Raw genomic sequence first — 16,803 nt, forward strand, 5'->3', positions numbered from 1 at the left:
GCGTCAGGCGCCGACGCTCTCCCCGGCGGCGATCCGCACCCCGCGCGCCCAGTCCGCCGCCCGCATCGGCTTCTTGCCCTGGGCCTGCACCCACAGCAGCTCCACGGCGTACGAACCGGTGCCCACGTACACGTTGTTCTTGCCGGCGGACAGCTGCCCGGGCGCCAGGTCGGTCAGGCCCGGCACGGGGGCGGCCTGCACGATCTTGAGGCGCTCGCCCCGGAAGGTGGTCCAGGCGCCGGGCGCGGGGGTGCAGCCGCGCACCACGCGGTCGACGCGCAGCGCTGGGGCGTTCCAGTCGACGCGCGCGTCCTCGACGGTGACCTTGGGGGCGAGGCTGATGCCGTCGGCGGGCTGCGGTACGGCCTTCAGGGCGCCGTCCTCGATGCCGTCCATGGTGGCGGCGAGCAGCCCGGCGCCGGCGAAGGCGAGCCGGGTGAGCAGGTCGCCGCTGGTGTCGGTGGGACGGATCTCCTCGGTGACGGTGCCGTAGACGGGCCCGGAGTCGAGGCCCTCCTCGATGAGGAAGGTGGCGGCGCCGGTGATCTCGTCGCCGGCCATGATGGCGTGCTGCACGGGCGCGGCGCCGCGCCAGGCGGGGAGCAGCGAGAAGTGCAGGTTGACCCAGCCCCGGGCGGGGATGTCGAGGGCGGCCCTGGGGAGGAGGGCGCCGTAGGCGACGACGGGGCAGCAGTCCGGCGCGATCTCCTCGAGCCGCTCCAGGAACCCGGGGTCCCTGGGCCTGGCCGGCTTCAGCACCTCGATGCCGGCCTCCTCCGCCCGCTCGGCGACGGGGGAGGCGACGAGCCTGCGCCCGCGCCCGGCGGGCGCGTCGGGCCGCGTGACGACGGCGGCCACCTCGTGCCGCCCGGAGGCGAGAAGAGCGTCCAGTGCGGGAACGGCGACCTCGGGGGTACCGGCGAAGACGAGCCTCATGGGGTGCTGGGGGCCTCTCGGGCGGGAACGGACACGGCAGCGCACCAGTCTATGGGGCGCGCGTCACAGGGACGCACGAAGGAAGAAGCCGCCGACGGCGATGCGGTCCCACGGGAAACGGACGGTGCGCGGGCGGGAGGGATCCGCCCGGCCGACGGCCGAGGCGCACACCCCCGCCGGGGGCGTACGCATATGCCGCCACGCCCCCACCCCGTGACCAGCGGAGCGCTCCCGCGTTGGTCAGCGAAGAGTTGACCACGGGCCCCGGACACGGGCTCGATCCCCTTCACGCCGGTTCGAGAGGCTTGTTCATGGCCGACCACGCAACCCACGACGCCCAGGCTCGGGCCAGCCTGCACTTGTTGGTGCGGGACATCGAGCGGGTCCGCCGGCAGGTGGACGCGCTGCGCACGCTCACCGCCCAGCTGGGCAACGTCTACCGCCCGCGCCGCTCCGGCCCCTCCACGGGCTTCGTCGTCTACGGACGCGCCCCCGCCCCCACGGTCCGTCTCGCCCAGGAGCTGCGGGACAGCGTCGAGACCCTGGTCACGGCGGCCGTGGACTTCGACCGTTCCCTGGGCTTCTCGTGGGACGCCGTGGGCTCGGCGCTCGGGGTCACCAAGCAGGCGGTCCACCGCCGCTACGGCGCCCGCCGTGCCGCCGCCCAGGCGCCGACGGCCGCCGAGGCCCCCGCGGAGGCGTCGAACGCGCGCACGGTGAACGCGGTCGCCGGCGTCACCACGGTGCCGACGGTCCCCGCGGCCCCTTCCCTGCCGACCCAGCCCACGGCCGGCAGTCCGGTCCTCCGCGACGACCCGCGCCCGACGGCCTTACCCTCCCCCCGCAACGGCTGAGCCCTCGCTCGCCGCACCGCACCACGCCCTCCCGGACGCACCGCCCCCGGGAGGGCGTGGCACGTCCGGCCGGTTCAGCCGATGTCCGGAGGGTCGATCCGGACCCACACGGGGATGCTCCCGCCCCGGGCCATGCGGGTCGCCTGGGCGGACTTCAGCGCGGCGGTCAGTGCGGCACCGTTGCCGGGAGGCACCCGGACCAGTGCCCGGTCCCACTGTTCGCCGGGGGGCGGCGCGCCCGGTCGGCGGGGGCGGCCCGCCGGGGTGAGCGGCAGGGGCACCGGGCCCAGGATCTCCGCCCGCGCGGGCAGCTCCACCGCCCGGAGGAACTCGGCCACCGCCTCGCCCGGCCCTGACACCGCCGCCATCCGGGACACCGGCGGGAACCCCAGTTCACTCCGCTCGGCCAGTTCCCGTACGGCGTGCCCGACCGGGTCCCACCGGACCAGCGCCTGCACGGGCCGCAGGGTCGGCTCGGCGACCACGACCACCGTGCCGCCCGCCGACTGCGGTCGGACCAGCGCCGCCGCGCCGATCCAGCGGCGCAACGCGTCCTCCCCGGCCCGCAGATCGGGCCGGCTCAGCATGGCCCAGCCGTCCAGCAGCAGCGCCGCCGCGTAGCCGCCCTCGGCCACCGGCTCCGCGCCGGGTGTGCTCACCACCAGCGCGGGCGTCCCCGGCACCGTGTCCAGCACGTGTTCGCGCCCCGAGGTCCGCACCGGGACCGCGGGGAAGGCGCGGCCCAGCTCCTCGGCGGTCCGCCGCGCCCCGACCACCTGGGCCCGCAACCGGAACCCGCCGCACTCGGGACAGTGCCAGCCGCCCTCCTCGCGCCCGCACCACGCGCACCGCAGATCGTCGGACCCCTGTGCCTGCAGCGGCCCCGAGCAGTGCCGGCACCGCGCGGGAGCCCGGCAGCCGGCGCACGCCATCCGCGGCACGTAGCCGCGGCGGGGCACCTGCACGAGCACCGGCCCGTGCCGCAGCCCCTCCCTGGCGGCCTGCCAGGCGAGGCTCGGCAGCCGCGCCGCGCGGGCGGCCTCGTCACGCGCGAGGTCCCCGTCCCCCACGGTCCGCACCAGCGGCGCGGCGGCCCGCACCCGCTCCCTCCCGGCGACCAGCGGTCGGGCCCAGCCGGTCTCCACCAGCTGGGCGGCCTCCACGGTGCAGTGCCGGCTGCCCAGCAGGAAGCCGCACCCGTCCTGCGCCGCGCGCAGCAGCAGCACCTCACGGGCGTGCGGCTGCGGGGCGTGCGGCTCGCTGTGGCTGTCGTCGCCGTCGTCCCAGACGGCGACCAGTCCGAGGTCCCGCACCGGCGCGAACATCGCCGCCCGCGTTCCGATGACGGCCCGTACGGAGCCCCGCCGCACGGCGAGCCACCGCGCGTACCGCTTCTCCGGGCCGGCGTCGGCGGTGAGGACCGCGTGCCGTCCCTCCCCCAGCAGTTCGGTGAGCGCCGCGTCGACGCGGGCCACGGTTCTCCCGTCCGGCAGGACGACCAGCGCGCCGCGCCCGGAGGCCAGGGCCGCGGCGACGGCCCGGGCCAGTTCCTCGCTCCACCGCGGCCCCGGCAGCGCGTTCCACACGGCCCGTGGGGCGCCTCCCGAGGCCAGTGACTCCAGGAAGGCGGGACCCTGCTCGTAGCGATCCCAGGAGCCGGGTGCGGGCGCCGGGGGCGGCGGCAGCGGGTCGGGCGAGGGCCGTCGCTCCGCGCGGGCGCTGCGCGGCGGCACGGCGAGCTGGAGGACGTCGGCGAGGCTGCCCGCGTACCGGTCGGCGACCGCGCGGGCGAGGCCCAGCAGTTCCTCGCCGAGCACCGGTTCGGGCGAGACGACCTGCGCCAGCGCCGCCAGGGGCCCCGAGTAGTCGGACTCGGCGAGGCGCTCGACGAGGAACCCGTCGATCAGTCCGCCGCCCTCGCGCCGCCCCTCCCGCACCCGGTGCCGTCCGGCCCCGAACCGCACCCGCACCCGCACGCCGGGCTGTGCGTCGGCGTCCAGCTCCTCGGGCACGGCGTAGTCGAAGTAGCGGTCGAGATGGAGCACGCCCTTGTCGACGAGGACCCGGGCGACGGGCAGTTCCCCGGCGAGCGCGGCGCCGCGCCAGGTACGCGGTTTGGCCCGGGGGGCCCTGGCCTTGCGCACGCTCTCCCGGATGAGCGCGAGCTGCTCGGGCGGCGCGCTCTCCGCGCCGCCGTCCTGCTGTCCGTTCTCGCTGCTCACGCCTGCATTCTTACCAAACGCCACTGACAGCGGCGCCGTGCCCGGGGCCGGCCCCGGGCACGGACGGACGCCCGAAGGCGCTCGCGCGGCGTGCGCCGGCGTTCACGGCCTCCGTACGCGCCGAGGCCCGGCGGCCCCTTCGAAGGGGCCGCCGGGCCTCGGGGAGACGTGGGACCGGGCCTACAGTCCCGCCGCCTTGCGCAGGGCGTCCACGCGGTCGGTGCGCTCCCAGGTGAAGTCGGGCAGCTCACGGCCGAAGTGACCGTAGGCGGCGGTCTGGGCGTAGATCGGGCGCAGCAGGTCGAGGTCGCGGATGATCGCGGCCGGGCGGAGGTCGAAGACCTCGTCGATCGCCTTCTCGATCTTCTCGGTGTCGACCTGGGCGGTGCCGAAGGTCTCCACGAACAGACCGACCGGCTCGGCCTTGCCGATGGCGTACGCGACCTGGACCTCGCAGCGGGCGGCGAGGCCGGCGGCGACGACGTTCTTGGCGACCCAGCGCATCGCGTACGCCGCCGAGCGGTCCACCTTGGACGGGTCCTTGCCGGAGAAGGCGCCGCCGCCGTGGCGGGCCATGCCGCCGTAGGTGTCGATGATGATCTTGCGGCCGGTGAGGCCGGCGTCGCCCATCGGGCCGCCGATCTCGAAGCGGCCGGTCGGGTTCACCAGCAGGCGGTAGTCCTCGGTGTCGAGCTTGATGCCCTCGTCCAGGAGCGCCTTCAGCTCCGGCTCCACGACGAACTCGCGGATGTCGGGGGCGAGCAGCGACTCCAGGTCGATGTCGGAGGCGTGCTGCGAGGAGACGACCACGGTGTCCAGGCGGACCGCCTTGTCGCCGTCGTACTCGATGGTGACCTGGGTCTTGCCGTCCGGGCGCAGGTAGGGGATCGTGCCGTTCTTGCGCACGTCGGACAGCCGCTTGGACAGGCGGTGGGCCAGGAAGACCGGCAGCGGCATCAGCGTCGGCGTCTCGTCCGTCGCGTAGCCGAACATCAGGCCCTGGTCGCCGGCGCCCTGCCGGTCGAGCTCGTCGTCGTCACCCTCGACACGGGCCTCGTAGGCGGCGTCGACGCCCTGCGCGATGTCCGGGGACTGCGCGCCGATCGACACCGAGACGCCGCAGGAGGCGCCGTCGAAGCCCTTCTTCGAGGAGTCGTAGCCGATCTCCAGGATCTTGTTGCGCACCAGCGTCGCGATGTCCGCGTACGTCTTGGTGGTCACCTCGCCGGCCACGTGCACCAGGCCGGTGGTGATCAGGGTCTCGACGGCGACCCGGGAGGTCGGGTCCTCGCGGAGGAGCGCGTCGAGAATGGTGTCGCTGATCTGGTCAGCGATCTTGTCGGGGTGACCCTCGGTCACGGACTCCGAGGTGAACAGACGACGGGACACAACGCTCCCTGGGGTTGCAGCGGCTGCTGGCTGATCATTGGCGGACGGCGGGGGCTGCACCCGACGCCGTCCGTGGAACAGTTTATCGGTCGTGCTCCGCCACGGGTCCCCCTGTCTCGTCTCGCGAGAGCGCTGTGACCTGCGGCACGGGCATTCTGCCCATGCCGGGCCGGGTTGGCCAGAGGCGCCACGCCCCGAACGGACGGGGTTTCGGGGAACCGGACGCGAATGAATCACTCATCCGAGGCGTTCGGCCACCAGGTCCCACACGGTTTCGGCCAGGACTTCCTTCGGACCGTGCGCCACGGGGGTCTCGCTGCCGTCGGCGCCCAGCACCACGGCCTCGCTCTCGTCCGCCCCGAAGGTCTTGCGCTCCCCCACCTCGTTCACCACCAGCAGGTCGCAGCCCTTGCGCTTCAGCTTGGCGCGGCCGTTGGCGAGCACGTCGTCGGTCTCGGCGGCGAAGCCGACGATCACCTGTCCGGCGCGCGGCCGGTCGCCGGAGAGCTCGGCGAGGATGTCCGGATTCCGCACCAGGGCGACGGGCTCGGGCTCCTGGCCGTCCTTCTTCTTGATCTTGCCGGTGGCGTAGACGGCCGGCCGGAAGTCGGCGACGGCCGCGGCCATCACCACGGCGTCCGCGTCGGCGGCGGCGCCGAGGACGGCCTCGCGCAGCTCCACGGCGGTCCCGACGCGGACGAGGTCCACGCCCGCCGGGTCGGGCAGGGCGGTGTCGGCCGCGATCAGCGTGACGCGGGCGCCGCGGGCGGCGGCGGTGCGGGCGAGGGCGTAGCCCTGCTTGCCGGAGGAGCGGTTGCCGAGGAAGCGGACGGGGTCGAGGGGCTCGCGGGTGCCCCCGGCACTGACGACGACGTGCCGGCCCGCGAGGTCGGGCCGGGTGACGCCGCGGGCCAGCACCCGGCGGCAGACCTCGAAGATCTCGCCCGGGTCGGGCAGCCGGCCCTTGCCGGTGTCGGCGCCGGTGAGACGGCCGACGGCCGGTTCGATCACGACGGCGCCGCGGCGGCGCAGGGTGGCCACGTTCTCCCGGGTGGCCGGGTGCTCCCACATCTCGGTGTGCATGGCGGGGGCGAAGACCACCGGGCAGCGGGCGGTGAGCAGGGTGTTGGTGAGCAGGTCGTCGGCCAGGCCGTGGGCCGCCCTGGCGAGCGTGTCGGCGGTGGCGGGGGCGACGACCACCAGGTCGGCGTGCTGCCCGATGCGGACGTGCGGCACCTCGTGGACGTCGTCCCAGACCTCGGTGGAGACCGGGTTGCCGGAGAGCGCGGACCAGGTGGCGGCGCCGACGAAGTGCAGCGCGGAGGCGGTGGGGACGACCCTGACGTCGTGTCCCGACTCCGTCAGCCGCCTGAGCAGCTCACAGGCCTTGTACGCGGCGATGCCGCCACTGACCCCCAGAACGACCTTCGGCTTGTCCACCGTCTCTCCCCGGACCTCGGAAATGTGCGACCACTCCCCATGAGACACCACAGGCCCGGCAGCCGTGCTGCCGGGCCTGTGGAGAAGTCAGCTGCGAACAGCTGGTACGACGTACCGACCGCTTACTGACCGGGGCCTTCGACGGCCTCGGAGGTCAGCAGTCCCGCGTTGATCTCGCGCAGGGCGATCGAGAGCGGCTTCTCGTGGACGTGGGTGTCGACGAGGGGACCGACGTACTCGAGCAGGCCCTCGCCGAGCTGCGAGTAGTACGCGTTGATCTGGCGGGCCCGCTTGGCCGCGTAGATCACGAGGCTGTACTTCGAGTCCGTGGCCTCGAGGAGCTCGTCGATCGGCGGGTTGATGATGCCCTCGGGCGCGGAGATGGAAGAGGACACGCTCTACCTTCCGATGGATGGGAAAGATTCAGTCGGCGCGACCGGTGAACGACTGCTCACGATCACACGACGTTCGTCAAGGCTAGCAGCTCGCGGGCCACGTCCTCGACGGAGGTGTTGACCAGGGTGGTGTCGAACTCCGGCTCGGCGGCCAGTTCGGTCCTCGCGGCCTCCAGCCGGCGCTCGATGACCTCGGGCGACTCGGTGCCCCGGCCCGTAAGCCTGCGCACGAGCTCCTCCCAGGAGGGAGGAGCCAGGAACACCAGCTGGGCCTCGGCCATGGACTCGCGGACCTGCCGCGCGCCCTGGAGGTCGATCTCCAGCAGCACGGGCACCCCCGCCTCCAGGTGCTCCAGCACCGCCGCGCGGGGGGTGCCGTAGCGGTTGCCGGCGAACTCGGCCCACTCCAGCAGCTCGCCGTTGGCGATCAGCTTGTCCATCTCCTCGTCGGTGACGAAGAAGTAGTGGACTCCGTGCTGCTCCCCGGGGCGCGGCCTGCGGGTCGTCGCCGACACCGAGAGCCAGACCCCGGGGTGTTCCTTGCGCATATGGGCGACGACCGTGCTCTTGCCGACCCCGGAGGGGCCGGAGAGCACGGTCAGCCGCGGACGTTCAGTCATGCAGCGATTATTCCAGCAATCACGGGTTGCCCGGGACGCCGGCCCCGGACCGCCCCGCGCTCAGGAGCCGGTGCTGCCGAACTCGCGCTCCAGGGAGGCGATCTGGTTGGAACCGAGACCACGCACGCGGCGGCTCTCGGAGATGCCCAGTCGCTCCATGATCTGCTTGGCGCGGACCTTGCCCACGCCCGGCAGGGACTCCAGCAGGGCGGAGACCTTCATCTTGCCGATGACGTCGTTCTCCTGGCCCTGCTTGATGACCTCGTGAAGAGAGGCGCCGGAGTGCTTGAGTCGATTCTTGACCTCGGCCCGCTCCCGGCGAGCCGCGGCGGCCTTTTCGAGCGCGGCTGCGCGCTGTTCAGGGGTAAGGGGCGGAAGAGCCACGCCTACGTCACCTCGGATGTCGAACTGTCGGATACGGACCGGTGAGGAACCTAGTCGCCCCACACCAGGGGAGCCACGAGCAACACACGCGCCCGTTCACTCTCCGTCGGAGACTAGCGGCCAACTCCGCCGGAGTCAGCGAGAACTGCGGAAAAGTCCTGGTCAGCCTTTGTCAGGACCGGCATTTAGGACATAATCCCCTGGATTTGAGGATGTATCCAGAGTCCGACGCCCACGGATCGCCTCGTCGGCCGGTTCAGACCGACGCCACGGCGGCCCTGATCTCCTCCGCGAACCGCTCCGCCGCGTCACGCAGAGCGACCGCGTCGGGACCGTGCCGCAACACTCCCCGGCTGACGTTCGGCACGACGTTGCGCACCGCGCCGCCGAAGACCGCCGGGAGATCGGCCGCCGTGGCGCCCTGCGCGCCGATACCGGGCGCGAGGATCGGCCCGCCCATGTCCAGGTCGTACGAGGAGAGGTCGCCGAGCGTCGCGCCGACCACCGCGCCGAAGGACCCGAGCGGCTCCTCGCCGGCGTTCTCGGCGGCCAGGTGCCCGAGCACGGTCGCCCCGACGGTGCGCCCGTCGGCGCGGATCGCGTGCTGCACCTCGCCGCCCTCCGGGTTGGACGTCAGCGCCAGCACGAACAGCCCGGTGCCGGTCTCCCGGGCCAGCGCGACGGCCGGGCCGAGCGAGCCGTAGCCGAGGTACGGCGAGACGGTGAGCGCGTCGGAGAACAGGGGCGCGTCCTCGCGCAGGAAGGACTCGGCGTAGGCGGCCATGGTGGAGCCGATGTCGCCGCGCTTGGCGTCCATGACGACCAGCGCGCCGGCCTCCCGCGCCTCGCGCACCGTCGTCTCCAGCACGGCGACCCCGCGCGAGCCGAAGCGCTCGAAGAAGGCGCTCTGCGGCTTGAGCACGGCGACCCGGTCGGCGACCGCCTCCACGACCGTGCGGCTGAACCGCTCCAGGCCCGTGACGTCGTCGCTCAGGCCCCACTCGGCGAGCAGGGAGGCGTGCGGGTCGATGCCCACGCACAGCGGGCCCCGTTCGTCCATCGCGCGGCGCAGCCGCGCGCCGAAGGGTTCCAGACCGGTCATGCCGTCGTCCTCACGTCGGCGCCCACCGCGTCGGCGAGCGTGGCGTACGGGCTGGTGCGCAGCCGCGCGGCGAGCCCCTTGTGCATGGCGCGGCCCCAGAAGGGGCCTTCGTAGACGAAGGCGCTGTAGCCCTGGACCAGGGTGGCGCCGGCCAGGATGCGCTGCCAGGCGTCCTCGGCGTTCTCGACGCCGCCGACGCCGACCAGGGTGATCCGGTCGCCCACGCGCGCGTAGAGGCGGCGCAGCACGTCCAGGGAGCGTGCCTTGAGGGGGGCGCCGGAGAGGCCGCCGGTCTCCTGGACGAGGGCGGGCGGGGACGTCAGGCCGAGTCCCTCGCGCGCGATGGTGGTGTTGGTGGCGATGATCCCGTCCAGGCCGAGTTCCACGGCGAGGTCGGCGACCGCGTCGACGTCCTCGTCGGCGAGGTCGGGGGCGATCTTCACCAGCAGCGGCACCCGGCGGGCCGGGGCGGACCGGTCGGCGGCCTCGCGGACGGCGGCGAGCAGCGGGCGCAGGTGGTCCACGGCCTGGAGGTCGCGCAGTCCGGGCGTGTTCGGGGAGGAGACGTTGACGACCAGGTAGTCGGCGTACGGCGCCAGCCGCTCGGCGGACTTCACGTAGTCGGCGACGGCCTCGTCCTCGGGGACGGCCTTGGTCTTGCCGATGTTGACGCCGACGACCGTCCTGAAGACGGGCGTGCGGGAGGCCAGGCGTGCCGCGACGGCGAGCGAGCCCTCGTTGTTGAAGCCCATGCGGTTGATCAGCGCCCGGTCCGCGACCAGGCGGAACAGCCGCTTCTTGGGGTTGCCGGGCTGCGGTTCCCCGGTCACCGTGCCGATCTCGACGTGGTCGAAGCCGAGCATCGCCAGGCCGTCGATCCCGACGGCGTTCTTGTCGAAGCCGGCGGCGAGGCCGAAGGGGCTGTGCAGACGCAGCCCGAGCGCCTCGGTGCGCAGCTCCTTGTGGCGGGGGGCGAGCGCGGCGGCGACGAAGGTGCGCAGGCCGGGGACGCGCGCGACACGACGGATCCAGCGGAAGGCCAGGTGGTGGGCCTGCTCCGGGTCCATCCGCTGGAAGAGCAGGGTGAAGAGAATCTTGTACATGATGTCCTCATGAAGAGGGGGACACCGTTTCCGGTGTCCCCCCGGGGGCTGCTGCTAGGCGCGGGCCGCGGTCAGATGCTCCGCGTGTTCCTGCAGTGAGCGGACGCCCACGTCGCCGCGGTTGAGCGCGTCGATGCCCTGGACGGCGGCGGCGAGCGCCTGGACCGTCGTCAGGCAGGGCACCGACCGGGCCACCGCCGCCGTACGGATGTCGTAGCCGTCGAGGCGGCCGCCGGTGCCGTACGGGGTGTTGACGATGAGGTCGACCTCGCCGTCGTGGATGAGCTGGACGATGGTCTTCTCGCCGTTCGGGCCGGTGCCCTCGGACTGCTTGCGCACCACGGTGGCGTTGATGCCGTTGCGCTTGAGGACCTCGGCGGTGCCGGAGGTGGCGAGCAGCTCGAAGCCGTGCGCCACCAGCTCCCGCGCGGGGAAGATCATCGAGCGCTTGTCGCGGTTGGCGACCGAGATGAACGCGCGCCCCTTGGTCGGCAGCGGGCCGTAGGCGCCCGCCTGCGACTTGGCGTACGCCGTGCCGAAGACGGAGTCGATGCCCATGACCTCGCCGGTGGAACGCATCTCCGGGCCGAGGACGGTGTCGACGCCGCGGCCGTGGATGTCCCGGAAGCGGGACCACGGCAGCACGGCCTCCTTGACGGAGATCGGCGCGTCCAGCGGCAGCTCGCCGCCGTCGCCGTTCGCCGGGAGCAGCCCTTCGGCGCGCAGCTCGGCGACGGTGGCGCCCAGCGAGATCCGCGCGGCGGCCTTCGCCAGCGGCACCGCGGTCGCCTTCGAGGTGAAGGGCACGGTGCGCGAGGCGCGCGGGTTGGCCTCCAGGACGTAGAGGATGTCCCCGGAGAGCGCGAACTGGATGTTGATCAGGCCGCGCACGCCGACACCCCGCGCGATGGCCTCCGTGGAGGCGCGCAGCCGCTTGATGTCGAAGCCGCCCAGGGTGATCGGGGGCAGGGCGCACGCCGAGTCGCCGGAGTGGATGCCGGCCTCCTCGATGTGCTCCATGACGCCGCCGAGGTAGAGCTCCTCGCCGTCGTACAGGGCGTCCACGTCGATCTCTATGGCGTCGTCCAGGAAGCGGTCGACGAGCACCGGCCGGGAGGGGCTGATCTCGGTCGACTCGGCGATGTAGGACTCCAGCCGGGTCTCGTCGTAGACGATCTCCATGCCGCGTCCGCCGAGCACGTAGGACGGGCGGACGAGGACCGGGTAGCCGATCTCGTCGGCGATGGCCTTGGCCTCGGCGAAGGTGGTGGCGGTGCCGTGCTTGGGGGCCGGCAGGCCGGCCTCCTTGAGGACCCGGCCGAAGGCGCCGCGGTCCTCGGCGGCGTGGATGGCCTCCGGGGAGGTGCCGACGATCGGCACGCCGTTGTCCTTCAGCGCCTGCGACAGACCGAGCGGGGTCTGGCCGCCGAGCTGGACGATCACGCCCGCGACCGGTCCGGCCTGCTGCTCGGCGTGGACGATCTCCAGGACGTCCTCCAGGGTGAGCGGCTCGAAGTAGAGCCGGTCGGAGGTGTCGTAGTCGGTGGAGACGGTCTCCGGGTTGCAGTTGACCATCACGGTCTCGTAGCCGGCGTCATGAAGCGCGAAGGAGGCGTGGACGCAGGAGTAGTCGAACTCGATGCCCTGGCCGATGCGGTTCGGACCGGAGCCCAGGATGATCACCGCGGGCTTCTCGCGGGGGGCGACCTCGGTCTCCTCGTCGTAGGAGGAGTAGAAGTACGGCGTCCTCGCGGCGAACTCGGCGGCGCAGGTGTCCACCGTCTTGTAGACCGGGCGGATGCCCAGCGCGTGCCGGACCTCGCGGACGACGTCCTCGCGCAGGCCCCGGATCTCGGCGATCTGCTGGTCGGAGAAGCCGTGCCGCTTGGCCTCGGCGAGCAGTTCGCGGGTCAGCTCGGCGGCGGCGGCCAGTTCGTCGGCGATCTCCTTGATCAGGAAGAGCTGGTCGACGAACCAGGGGTCGATCTTCGTGGCGTCGAAGACCTCCTCGGGGGTGGCGCCCGCGCGGATGGCCCCCATGACCGCGTTGATCCGGCCGTCGGTGGGGCGGACCGCCTCGCGCAGCAGCTCCTCCTTGTCCCCGGGCCCGCCGACGAAGGTGAACTGGCTGCCCTTCTTCTCCAGCGAGCGCAGCGCCTTCTGGAAGGCCTCGGTGAAGTTGCGGCCGATGGCCATGGCCTCGCCGACCGACTTCATGGTGGTCGTGAGGGTGGAGTCCGCGCTCGGGAACTTCTCGAAGGCGAACCGGGGAGCCTTCACGACCACGTAGTCGAGCGTCGGCTCGAAGGAGGCCGGGGTCTCCTGCGTGATGTCGTTCGGGATCTCGTCCAGGGTGTAGCCGACGGCCAGCTTGGCGGCGATCTTGGCGATCGGGAAGCCGGTCGCCTTGGAGGCGAGCGCCGAGGAGCGCGACACGCGCGGGTTCATCTCGATGACGATGACCCGGCCGTCCTCGGGGTCGACCGCGAACTGGATGTTGCAGCCGCCGGTGTCGACGCCGACCTCGCGGATGATCGCGATGCCGACGTCGCGCAGCACCTGGTACTCGCGGTCGGTCAGCGTCATCGCGGGCGCGACGGTGATCGAGTCGCCGGTGTGCACGCCCATGGGGTCGAAGTTCTCGATGGAGCAGACGACCACGACGTTGTCGTTCTTGTCGCGCATCAGCTCCAGCTCGTACTCCTTCCAGCCGAGGATGGACTCCTCCAGGAGGACCTCGGTGGTCGGCGAGAGGGTGAGGCCCTGCCCGGCGATGCGGCGCAGCTCCTCCTCGTCGTGCGCGAAGCCGGAGCCGGCGCCGCCCATGGTGAAGGAGGGACGGACGACGACCGGGTAGCCGCCGAGTTCCTCGACGCCCTTGAGGACGTCGTCCATGGTGTGGCAGATGTAGGACCGGGCGGACTCGCCGTGGCCGGTCTTCCTGCGGACCTCCTCCACGACCTCCTTGAACAGGTCGCGGTCCTCGCCCTTGTTGATGGCCTCGACGTTGGCGCCGATGAGCTCGACGCCGTACTTCTCCAGGACGCCGTTGCCGTGCAGGGAGATCGCGGTGTTGAGGGCCGTCTGGCCGCCCAGGGTGGGCAGGAGCGCGTCGGGCCGCTCCTTGGCGATGATCTTCTCGACGAACTCGGGGGTGATCGGCTCGACGTAGGTGGCGTCGGCGATCTCCGGGTCGGTCATGATCGTCGCCGGGTTGGAGTTCACGAGGACGACCCTGAGGCCCTCGGCCTTGAGGACGCGGCAGGCCTGGGTGCCGGAGTAGTCGAACTCGGCGGCCTGGCCGATGACGATCGGGCCGGAGCCGATGACCAGGACGGACTGGATATCGGTGCGCTTAGGCACGCTGGCCCTCCATCGGGACGGTGCTCATCAAAGACGTGAAGCGGTCGAACAGGTAGGCGGCGTCGTGCGGGCCCGCCGCCGCTTCGGGGTGGTACTGGACGCTGAAGGCCGGCTTGTCGAGCAGCTGGAGGCCCTCCACCACGTTGTCGTTCAGACAGACGTGGGACACCTCGGCGCGGCCGAACGGGGTGTCGGAGACCTTGTCGAGCGGGGCGTCGACGGCGAAGCCGTGGTTGTGCGCGGTGACCTCGACCTTGCCGGTCGTGCGGTCCTGCACCGGCTGGTTGATGCCGCGGTGGCCGTACTTCAGCTTGTAGGTGCCGAAGCCGAGGGCGCGGCCCAGGATCTGGTTGCCGAAGCAGATGCCGAACAGCGGGGTGCCGCGCTCCAGGACCGCCCGCATCAGGGCGACCGGGTGGTCGGCGGTGGCGGGGTCGCCGGGGCCGTTGGAGAAGAACACGCCGTCCGGGTTCACGGCGTAGACGTCGTCCACGGTCGCCGTGGCCGGCAGGACGTGCACCTCGATGCCGCGTTCGGCCATGCGCTGCGGGGTCATGCCCTTGATGCCGAGGTCGACGGCGGCGACGGTGAACTTCTTCTCGCCGATCGCGGGGACGACGTACGGCTCGGTGGTGGCGACCTCGGCGGAGAGGTCGGAGCCCTTCATCTCGGGCGCCTCCCGGACGCGGGCGAGCAGGGCCGCGTCGTCGCGCACGGCGTCGCCGCTGAAGATGCCGACGCGCATGGCGCCGCGCTCGCGCAGGTGCCGGGTGAGGGCGCGGGTGTCGACGCCGCTGACGCCGACGACGCCCTGCGCGGCGAGCTCCTCGTCCAGCGTGCGTGTCGAGCGCCAGCTGGAGGGCACGCGCGCGGGGTCGCGCACGACGTAGCCGGAGACCCAGATCCTCCTGGACTCCATGTCCTCGTCGTTGACGCCGGTGTTGCCGACGTGCGGGGCCGTCATCACCACGACCTGACGGTGGTACGACGGGTCGGTGAGGGTCTCCTGGTAGCCGGTCATGCCGGTGGAGAACACCGCTTCGCCGAAGGTCTCCCCCACCGCCCCGTAGGCACGGCCGCGGAAGATCCGGCCGTCCTCCAGAACGAGTACGGCGGGAACCCTGGTGGTCCCCCTGGTGGAGGTTGTCATCGTGCGCCTTCCGTCTTGTCGATCATCTGGTTCAGTGCCTCGGCCCATTCGTTGTGCTCGGCCGCGTGGTCGGAGCGGAAGCCGGAGTCGATCTGCCGCTCGCCGTGCGCCCAGGTCACGACGAGCAGACCGCCCTCGGTGAGGACCTTGCCGGCGATGCCCTTGTCGAGCCGGGCCCCGCGCAGCGCGTCCGCCGGGACGAAGAAGTCGTTCGCCCCGGGGCGCACGACGTCCAGTCCGGCGTCGGTGAGCGTGAGCTCGGCCCGGCTGCGGGTGCCCAGACCGTGCGCCACGATGCGGTCGAGCCACTGACCGGCGGTGGTGGAGCCGTGGTAACGGCCGCTCATCGTCAGTCTCGCCGGGCCGGGGTCGTCCGGCGCGCCAGGCAGCTCGGGCAGGTCTCCCTGGAGCGTGCCGCGCCACTTCCAGCCCTCGCGCATCAGCCAGTAGACGAGCGCCACGAAGAGGGCGAGTCCGACGACCCAGCCGATCCGGGCGGCCCAGTCGGTCACTTCCGCCGATTCCTTCTCGGCGGCCAGCAGGAGTACAGGTGTCACGTGAGCTTCCCGTCGACGAGCGTGGCCTTGCCCCGGAGCCACGTGTGCGTGACACGGCCCGGCAGCTCGCGGCCCTCGTACGGGGTGTTGCGGCTGCGCGAGGCGAAGCCCGCGGGGTCCACGGGACCACGGTATGCCGAGTCGACGAGGGTGAGGTTGGCGGGCTCACCTGCCGAGACGGGACGGCCGTGGCCCTCGGCCCGTCCGATGCGCGCGGGCGTGAAGGACATGCGGTCGGCGACGCCGGCCCAGTCCAGCAGACCCGTGTCGACCATGGTCTCCTGGACCACCGACAGCGCGGTCTCCAGGCCGACCATGCCCATGGCGGCTGCGGCCCACTCGCAGTCCTTGTCCTCGTGCGGGTGCGGGGCGTGGTCGGTGGCGACGATGTCGATCGTGCCGTCGGCGAGCGCCTCGCGCAGCGCCATGACGTCGCGCTCGGTGCGCAGCGGCGGGTTGACCTTGTAGACCGGGTCGTACGACCGGACCAGCTCGTCGGTGAGGAGCAGGTGGTGCGGGGTGACCTCGGCGGTGACGCGGATGCCGCGGGACTTGGCCCAGCGGACGATCTCGACGCTGCCCGCCGTCGACAGGTGGCAGATGTGGACGCGGGAGCCGACGTGCTCGGCGAGCAGCACGTCCCGCGCGATGATCGACTCCTCGGCGACGGCCGGCCAGCCGCCGAGCCCCAGCTCGGCGGAGACGACGCCCTCGTTCATCTGGGCGCCCTCGGTGAGGCGGGGCTCCTGCGCGTGCTGGGCGACGACGCCGTCGAATGCCTTCACGTACTCCAGGGCGCGGCGCATGATCACGGCGTCGTGGACGCACTTGCCGTCGTCGGAGAAGACGGTGACGCCGGCCGCGGACTCGTGCATGGCGCCCAGTTCGGCGAGCTTCTGCCCCTCCAGACCGACGGTGACGGCGCCGATGGGCTGCACGTCGCAGTAGCCGGACTCCTGGCCGAGCCGCCAGACCTGCTCGACGACGCCGGCGGTGTCGGCGACCGGGAAGGTGTTGGCCATGGCGAAGACGCTGGTGTAGCCGCCGCTCGCCGCCGCGCGGGTGCCGGTCAGGACGGTCTCGGAGTCCTCGCGGCCGGGCTCGCGCAGGTGGGTGTGCAGGTCGACCAGGCCGGGCAGGAGGATCTTGCCGTCGGCTTCGACGACCTCGGCGCCGTCGGCGGACAGGCCGGCGCCGACCTGGGTGATCGTTTCGCCGTCGATCAGGACGTCCTGCTGCTCGCCGCCGAGCACCTTCGCACCGCGGATCAGGATCTTGCTCATGGTTC

At 72.6% G+C, this 16,803-nt stretch carries 14 protein-coding genes; 1 reads left to right on the top strand and 13 read right to left on the bottom strand.

The window, feature by feature from the left end:
- Window positions 1–3: 3 nt before the first annotated feature.
- The gene (gene fmt / locus ADK41_RS37615) at window positions 4–936 is read right to left on the bottom strand and encodes a methionyl-tRNA formyltransferase (RefSeq protein ID WP_030832779.1); all 933 of its coding nucleotides are present in this window, start codon (window positions 934–936) and stop codon (window positions 4–6) included.
- Window positions 937–1,247: 311 nt separating this feature from the next.
- On the opposite strand from fmt, the gene ADK41_RS37620 reads away from it, so the two are divergent.
- The gene (locus tag ADK41_RS37620) at window positions 1,248–1,790 is read left to right on the top strand and encodes a hypothetical protein (RefSeq protein WP_030832781.1); all 543 of its coding nucleotides are present in this window, start codon (window positions 1,248–1,250) and stop codon (window positions 1,788–1,790) included.
- A 74-nt stretch (window positions 1,791–1,864) separates the two neighbouring features.
- Here the strand turns inward: ADK41_RS37620 and ADK41_RS37625 are convergent, their stop codons facing one another.
- From ADK41_RS37625 to ADK41_RS37680, 12 genes are all read right to left on the bottom strand, one after another.
- A complete protein-coding gene (locus ADK41_RS37625; protein ID WP_030832782.1) occupies window positions 1,865–4,012 on the bottom strand; it encodes a primosomal protein N' in 2,148 nt (715 codons plus the stop codon).
- A 180-nt stretch (window positions 4,013–4,192) separates the two neighbouring features.
- A complete protein-coding gene (gene metK, locus ADK41_RS37630; RefSeq protein WP_030832784.1) occupies window positions 4,193–5,401 on the bottom strand; it encodes a methionine adenosyltransferase in 1,209 nt (402 codons plus the stop codon).
- Window positions 5,402–5,638: 237 nt separating this feature from the next.
- A complete protein-coding gene (gene coaBC / locus ADK41_RS37635; protein WP_030832786.1) occupies window positions 5,639–6,841 on the bottom strand; it encodes a bifunctional phosphopantothenoylcysteine decarboxylase/phosphopantothenate--cysteine ligase CoaBC in 1,203 nt (400 codons plus the stop codon).
- Window positions 6,842–6,963: 122 nt separating this feature from the next.
- Window positions 6,964–7,236, bottom strand: coding sequence for a DNA-directed RNA polymerase subunit omega (gene rpoZ / locus ADK41_RS37640; protein ID WP_004933985.1), 273 nt, complete (start codon window positions 7,234–7,236; stop codon window positions 6,964–6,966).
- A gap of 62 nt (window positions 7,237–7,298) precedes the next feature.
- Window positions 7,299–7,856: a guanylate kinase gene (gmk, locus tag ADK41_RS37645; RefSeq protein ID WP_030832790.1), complete on the bottom strand. Its 558-nt coding sequence runs from the start codon at window positions 7,854–7,856 to the stop codon at window positions 7,299–7,301.
- Between the two features lie 60 nt (window positions 7,857–7,916).
- The gene (locus tag ADK41_RS37650) at window positions 7,917–8,240 is read right to left on the bottom strand and encodes an integration host factor (RefSeq protein WP_003977346.1); all 324 of its coding nucleotides are present in this window, start codon (window positions 8,238–8,240) and stop codon (window positions 7,917–7,919) included.
- Window positions 8,241–8,496: 256 nt separating this feature from the next.
- Window positions 8,497–9,342 (bottom strand): orotidine-5'-phosphate decarboxylase, encoded by an 846-nt coding sequence (gene pyrF, locus ADK41_RS37655; protein WP_030832793.1) that lies wholly within the window; start codon window positions 9,340–9,342, stop codon window positions 8,497–8,499.
- Entirely contained in the window at window positions 9,339–10,445 is a 1,107-nt protein-coding gene (locus ADK41_RS37660) for a quinone-dependent dihydroorotate dehydrogenase (protein ID WP_030832796.1), read from the bottom strand. The genes pyrF and ADK41_RS37660 overlap by 4 nt, the downstream gene beginning before the upstream one ends.
- A 54-nt stretch (window positions 10,446–10,499) precedes the next feature.
- Entirely contained in the window at window positions 10,500–13,808 is a 3,309-nt protein-coding gene (gene carB, locus ADK41_RS37665) for a carbamoyl-phosphate synthase large subunit (RefSeq protein ID WP_030832799.1), read from the bottom strand.
- Window positions 13,801–14,958 (bottom strand): glutamine-hydrolyzing carbamoyl-phosphate synthase small subunit, encoded by a 1,158-nt coding sequence (gene carA / locus ADK41_RS37670; RefSeq protein WP_030832801.1) that lies wholly within the window; start codon window positions 14,956–14,958, stop codon window positions 13,801–13,803. The genes carB and carA overlap by 8 nt, the downstream gene beginning before the upstream one ends.
- The gene (locus ADK41_RS37675) at window positions 14,955–15,515 is read right to left on the bottom strand and encodes a hypothetical protein (RefSeq protein WP_030832803.1); all 561 of its coding nucleotides are present in this window, start codon (window positions 15,513–15,515) and stop codon (window positions 14,955–14,957) included. Before ADK41_RS37675 ends, carA begins: the two co-directional genes overlap by 4 nt.
- Window positions 15,512–16,798: a dihydroorotase gene (locus ADK41_RS37680; RefSeq protein ID WP_030832805.1), complete on the bottom strand. Its 1,287-nt coding sequence runs from the start codon at window positions 16,796–16,798 to the stop codon at window positions 15,512–15,514. Before ADK41_RS37680 ends, ADK41_RS37675 begins: the two co-directional genes overlap by 4 nt.
- Window positions 16,799–16,803: the final 5 nt, after the last annotated feature.

Source organism: Streptomyces caelestis (assembly GCF_001279005.1).
Taxonomy (GTDB): domain Bacteria; phylum Actinomycetota; class Actinomycetes; order Streptomycetales; family Streptomycetaceae; genus Streptomyces; species Streptomyces heliomycini.